The sequence below is a fragment of the Phormidesmis priestleyi ULC007 genome (assembly GCF_003003695.1).
Classification (GTDB): domain Bacteria; phylum Cyanobacteriota; class Cyanobacteriia; order Leptolyngbyales; family Leptolyngbyaceae; genus Phormidesmis_A; species Phormidesmis_A priestleyi_A.
The window spans coordinates 23,147-29,295 of record NZ_PVWG01000051.1 but is presented as its reverse complement, the minus strand read 5'-3'; the positions used below and the strand labels follow the sequence as shown (position 1 = coordinate 29,295).

The following is a 6,149-nucleotide window of genomic DNA, read 5'->3' as shown; positions in this document are numbered from 1 at the left end:
AACGAAGGCATCCGCGCTTGGATGGCTTCTCAAGACCAGCCTCACGAAAAATTTGTATTCCCTGAAGAGGTTCTGCCCCGTGGTAACGCTCTCTAATAGTTCGATCGTAGCGGGCAATCGCGACCAGGAATCCTCAGGATTTGCCTGGTGGTCAGGTAACGCCCGCCTCATCAATCTCTCTGGTAAACTGTTGGGCGCTCACGTCGCTCATGCAGGTCTGATTGTGTTCTGGGCTGGAGCGATGACCTTGTTTGAGGTTGCTCACTTTATTCCCGAAAAGCCCATGTATGAGCAGGGCTTGATCCTGCTTCCTCACCTGGCATCTCAGGGCTGGGGTGTGGGCCCTGGCGGCGAAGTTATTGACATTTTCCCTTACTTTGTAGTAGGTGTTTTGCACCTGATTTCTTCAGCAGTTCTGGGTTTTGGCGGCATTTATCACGCCGTTCGCGGTCCTGAAACTCTGGAAGAATACTCTAGCTTCTTTGGATACGACTGGAAAGATAAGAACCAGATGACTAACATCATCGGCTATCACCTAATTTTGTTGGGTGTGGGCGCACTGTTGTTGGTTGCGAAAGCGATGGCGTTCGGTGGACTCTATGACACCTGGGCACCGGGCGGTGGAGACGTGCGCGTCGTCACGAATCCTACCCTCAACCCTGCCATTATTTTTGGCTATCTGCTGAAGTCTCCTTTTGGGGGCGACGGCTGGATTGTCAGCGTCAACAACCTTGAAGATATTGTCGGCGGTCACATCTGGGTTGCTCTGATCTGTATTGCAGGTGGTCTGTGGCACATCTTAACCAAGCCTTTTGGTTGGGCACGTCGGGCGCTTGTCTGGTCGGGTGAGGCTTATCTCTCCTACAGCATCGGTGCAGTGTCTCTGATGAGCTTCATTGCCTCTTGCTTTGTTTGGTTTAACAACACCGCTTATCCGAGTGAGTTCTACGGCCCTACGGGCCCTGAAGCGTCTCAAGCTCAAGCGATGACCTTCTTGGTTCGTGACCAGCGCTTGGGTGCAAACGTCGGTTCTGCTCAAGGTCCTACGGGTCTTGGTAAATATCTGATGCGTTCTCCCACAGGTGAAATCATCTTTGGTGGTGAGACGATGCGCTTTTGGGACTTCCGTGGTCCTTGGTTGGAGCCTCTCCGGGGTCCAAACGGTCTTGATCTGAACAAGATTAAGAATGACATTCAACCTTGGCAAGCTCGTCGAGCGGCTGAGTATATGACTCACGCACCTTTGGGTTCTATTAACTCAGTGGGCGGCGTAGCGACGGAGATCAACTCCTTTAACTACGTGTCTCCTCGTGCCTGGTTAGCCTCGTTCCACTTTGTGATGGGTTTCTTCTTCTTAGTCGGTCACCTGTGGCACGCGGGTCGTGCTCGTGCAGCGGTGGCTGGTTTTGAACGGGGAATCGATCGTGAATCTGAACCCGTATTGTCAATGCCTAATCTTGACTAGTGGTTGAGATTAGCTGAATAACCTTTAACTTAAGGCTCCTGTGTAAAAGCGGGAGCCTTTCTCATAGGTAGATGGATCGGTTTTGGGCGATCGAGTCTGTTCTTCGGTGCGTCACAGTCTTTCTGCTGTCAGAGGTTAGAATTCAATCCAGTACTCCTATGCCCTCCAGTTATGACGGATCAAATTGAACTGACGATCGATTTCCAAGATTCAACCAGTATTGCCAAGCAAGAAAAACTGACTCAGACTGTCTGGGAACAGATCAAAAAAATGCCGGGGGTTAAGGTCGATCGCGTGGTTGATCCAAATCCACCAGAAGGAAGTCGGGCGATCGGGGCGTTTTTGTGGGGCTTGCTTCAGGCTGAGGTCAGTACCAAAAGTGTCAAAACGCTGTTTGGGTTTTTGGGCGATCGCCTCGGAGATAAGCCGATCAAAGGTAAAGCCAAATTTTCCGATGGGCGAGAGTTCGAGTTTGAAGCGAGTAGTAGAGCCGAGCTTTTGGCAGCAGAAGAAACGATTCAACGATTGGCGCAGATTAAATAAACGTGAGTTCGATAGAAGGGGTTCACTCCGATGATGAATTCGGGAAGCCCCCTAAATCCCCCAAAATTGGGGGACTTTGAACCGGAAATTTTGGCTTGAAGTCCCCCAATTTGGGGGATTTAGGGGGCAGAAGCCGCTGAGAACGAAGCGAAAAAACTCGTCGAACTCACGTTAAATAAACAGCATTAAATAAGCCGTGGATCAATGACTAAGGTTGCCCTGTTGATTGGAGTGAGTGAATATAAACCGGGACTCAATCCCTTGCCTGCGGCAGTCAGAGACATTGAGGCAATGCAGGGCGTTTTGCAGCATCCAGATTTTGGGGCGTTTGATGAGATCAAGCGGCTGCCAAATCCTGGGTTGCTAGAGATGCGGAGCGCGATCGCTGAGTTGTTTGGCGATCGCGACACCGATGATCTCGTGTTGCTCTACTTCTCTGGGCATGGGGTCACGGATGAGTATGGCAAATTTTTCCTGACCAACTGCGACACGCAGAAGGCAGGCAAACTCAACAAAGCCACGGTGGTCGAAGCGGGGTTTGTGCATGACCTGATGGAAAACTGCGACTCAGAGCGGCAAGTGATTATTTTAGACTGTTGCCACAGTGGGGCATTTCCAGAAGGCATGAAGGCAAGAGATGCTGGAAGCACGATCGACTTTCAGCAACAGTTGGGCGGTCGCGGCAGAATTGTCTTGACTTCTTCGGCAGCTACCGAATATTCGTTTGAGCGAGAGGGGGAAGATCTCGCGATTTATACTCGTTATTTGGTGGAGGGCATTCAAACGGGAGCGGCGGATTTGGATGGCGATGGTGCTGTGTCGGTGAGTGAACTGCATGATTATGTGAGAGAGCAGGTTCGTAAAGCTGCTCCAGCGATGCAGCCTGAGCGCTATGTGTTTCAAGATGGCGAGAAGATTTTGTTAGCAAAAGCGCTGATTAGTGACCCCAAACGCAACTATCGCAAAGAAGTTCAGAAACGAATTAGAGATGGCAAACTTTCGGGTTTATCTAGTCGATCGCTCAGGGAAATTGCTCGTAAAACAGGTGTATCGATCGCCGACGCTGAAGCGATCGAAGCCGCAGAACTAAAACCTTATCAAGAACTCCAGCAAAAGCTCGACGACTATCGCGAGGCATTTCTAGAAGCAGTACAAGTAGAATATCCTCTCACCGAAGAGACGCGACTCGAATTGCAAGATTATCAACACGTTTTAGGTCTACGGAATGAAGACATCCAGTCACTCGAAGCCAACCGTTCTACATTCTCCTTCGAGACTATTACAGTGAATGGTCAAGGGCAGGAAAGCGATCGTCGCATCAACCAAGCCGAATTCTTTACAGAAGACCTGGGTAATCAGACCACACTAAACATGGTTTCAATTCCAGGTGGCTCTTTTCAAATGGGAGCCGCTAAGAATGAAGAAGATGCAAACGACGATGAATATCCGCAGCATTCAGTGACGATCGCGCCTTTTCACATAGGCAAATTTGCCATCACTCAGGCGCAATGGAAAGCGATCTCTACTCTACCCAAAATCAATCACGACCTCAAACCAGATCCCTTAATCCTCTCAGATTCCTCAACCCTCACAATCTTCCAAGGAGCAAACCGACCTGTTGTGCTAGTTTCCTGGTTTGAAGCCGTGGAGTTTTGCGATCGCCTCACCCAAAAAACTGGAAAGCTTTACCGTCTGCCCAGTGAAGCTGAATGGGAATACGCCTGTCGTGCTGGCACTACAACCCCTTTTCACTTTGGTGAAACAATCTCAACCGATTTAGCAAACTATCAAGGTACTGACCGGACACACGAAGGCACGACTTATTCAGGTTCCTATGGCGAAGGTGCAAAAGGAATTTTTCGACAACAACTAATCAAGGTCGGTAGTTTTCCACCAAATGGGTTTGGGCTGTTTGATACACACGGAAATGTTTGGGAATGGTGCGCCGATTGCTGGCATGATACCTATCACGGCGCTCCGAGCAATGGAAGCGTTTGGGAAGCTGGAGACAGTGAACATCGGCTTTATCGTGGCGGTTCGTGGGTCAGCGATCCGGGGCAATGCCGCTCTGCGTATCGCGAAAAGAACGCACCCGATCATCGCAACTTCATCGGTTTTCGGGTTGTCTGCCTTTCCCCCAGGACTCTTTAGCTCTTTACCCTCTTGCTCTCTTGCTCTCTACCCTCCTTCACCTTTCGCGCAACGCGCGATCAAAATTTTTATTTTCCTAACATGAGCGAACTGCCCATTATTCAAAAAACCTATGACTTGATCAAACGTCAGTTCGATAGAAGTGATTCGCTACGATTGTGAATCCGGGAAGCCCCCTAAATCCCCCAAATTTGGGGGACTTTGAGCTAAGATTTCCGGTTCAAAGTCCCCCAGGATGGGGGATTTAGGGGGCAGAAGCCGCTAAAACGAAGCGAAAAACCTCGTCGAACTGACGTTAATCAAATGGTTCCAAATACAGAAATCGGAGTTCTGCTAGGAATTAAGCGCGATCGCCTATTCATTTCCTCTGATAATGCCAATAATAAAAAAGGATAACGTCCTAATCTGTGTGGCGGTTGCTATATATCTGCCCACGGAACCCATCTCAAAAAACATCGATTACCATGCTGCTCTGTAACTTTTGCACCTAACCGATCGTAAAAGCGAAGCCCACGAGTATTTCGAGCATCAGCATTCCAAGCAAGATGGGTACAGTCATTTTCTTGGGCTATTTGAACTAATTGAGCCATTAATGCTGCTCCTGCACCTTGGCTTCTCATCTCGTCATCCACATACAAATCATCAAGCCAAATGTTTGGCTGACCTGCAAATGATGAGTACCTGAATCCATATAATGAAAAGCCGACCTCATGGGCTGAAAATGCAAACAAAACGTAAGAAAAGGGGATGATTCCGAACAGTGTTTTGCGTATTTTGTCTTCGGATACTTGCAGCACACCAGAGAATGCACCAATGCTTCGGTCAAATTCTGATTTCTTCTGGATGAATGAGAGTATCAGAGATACATCATTAACAGTGGCAGATCGAACTTTCATTGGTTTCCTTTGTTAAGTCACCATACCGATATGGGCAGCGACGATCTGCCAAGTTCCGCTTGAAGAAACAGCCCAAACTCGCGTGAAACGAAAGTCACCATTGGCAGGACTGCCATCATAACTACCCAATATTTGCATTCGGACTGACACGATCGCCACCTCTCCATGCATTTGAATCTGCCGCTCAGAAGGGTTTAACTCGTGTATCTTAATCAAACCCGATTCGTGAGCAGCTAAATCATCTTGTTTTCCTAATAATTCTCCAAGATGACTGGTGATGATGATGTCGGTGGCTAGTAATTCATCCAAAATGCTGACATCAGAAGCCAGCATTGCCTGCCTGAGTCGTTCTTCGGCGTTGATAATCTGAGTTTCAACTGTTTCAGTCATAGCGCTTCTTTCCGAATATCAACAACCTGCACTCTCTGGGTAAAGACACAACACAGTGTCCTTATCTGGCTGCTATCAGTTCAGGCTGAATGGAGAGAGTGGGACGATCGATCACCTGATCAATCAAGCCATACTCCACCGCCTCAGCCGCCGACATAAAGAAATCGCGCTCAGTATCTTGCTCAATTTGCTCCAGCGATTTCCCCGTATAGTTCGCCATGCTCTGGTTAATCTGGCGTTTTAGATAGAGGATTTCCCTGGCTTGAATCTCAATATCCACCGCCTGACCCTGCGCTCCGCCAGAGGGTTGGTGAATCATAATCCGCGAACTGGGCAAACTGCTGCGCTTCCCCTTAGCACCCGCACCCAACAGGAACGCTCCCATACTCGCCGCAAACCCATAGCAGATTGTGCAAACATCTGGACGAATGTGATTCATCGTGTCGTAGATCCCTAAACCATCCAGCACAGAACCACCGGGAGAATTGATGTAGAGGTAGATGTCTTTTTCTGGGTCTTCTGCTTCTAGAAATAGCAGTTGTGCTACGATTCGATTTGCCATTTCCGACTCGACTGTTTCTGCCAGAAAAATGATCCGCTCTCGCAGCAGGCGAGAATAAATGTCGAAGGCTCTTTCTCCCCGACCCGATTGTTCAATGACGGTAGGAATCATGATGTGGTTCTCTCAACGAGGTTGACAGTTT

General features: G+C 48.8%; 6 protein-coding genes. 3 read left to right on the top strand and 3 right to left on the bottom strand.

Annotated elements, in window-relative coordinates; translation table 11 throughout:
• Positions 1-79 precede the first annotated feature (79 nt).
• The 3 genes from psbC (at position 80) to C7B65_RS23355 (ending at position 4,159) form a co-directional block, all read left to right on the top strand.
• On the top strand, positions 80-1,465 hold the full coding sequence (psbC, locus tag C7B65_RS23365) for a photosystem II reaction center protein CP43 (protein ID WP_073074895.1): 1,386 nt from the start codon (positions 80-82) through the stop codon (positions 1,463-1,465).
• Positions 1,466-1,636: 171 nt separating this feature from the next.
• Positions 1,637-2,008 carry a hypothetical protein gene (locus C7B65_RS23360; RefSeq protein ID WP_073074896.1) on the top strand — a complete coding sequence of 124 codons (372 nt, stop codon included), beginning with the start codon at positions 1,637-1,639 and terminating at the stop codon, positions 2,006-2,008.
• 204 nt (positions 2,009-2,212) lie between these two features.
• Positions 2,213-4,159, top strand: a complete 1,947-nt coding sequence (locus C7B65_RS23355) for a caspase, EACC1-associated type (protein ID WP_073074897.1) — start codon at positions 2,213-2,215, stop codon at positions 4,157-4,159.
• A gap of 419 nt (positions 4,160-4,578) precedes the next feature.
• Here C7B65_RS23355 and C7B65_RS23350 read toward each other — a convergent pair whose 3' ends face one another.
• From C7B65_RS23350 to clpP, 3 genes are all read right to left on the bottom strand, one after another.
• A complete protein-coding gene (locus tag C7B65_RS23350; protein WP_073074898.1) occupies positions 4,579-5,055 on the bottom strand; it encodes a GNAT family N-acetyltransferase in 477 nt (158 codons plus the stop codon).
• Positions 5,056-5,067: 12 nt separating this feature from the next.
• On the bottom strand, positions 5,068-5,445 hold the full coding sequence (locus C7B65_RS23345) for a nuclear transport factor 2 family protein (protein ID WP_073074899.1): 378 nt from the start codon (positions 5,443-5,445) through the stop codon (positions 5,068-5,070).
• A 61-nt stretch (positions 5,446-5,506) separates the two neighbouring features.
• Positions 5,507-6,118, bottom strand: a complete 612-nt coding sequence (gene clpP, locus C7B65_RS23340) for an ATP-dependent Clp endopeptidase proteolytic subunit ClpP (protein WP_073074900.1) — start codon at positions 6,116-6,118, stop codon at positions 5,507-5,509.
• Between the last annotated feature and the right edge of the window lie 31 nt (positions 6,119-6,149).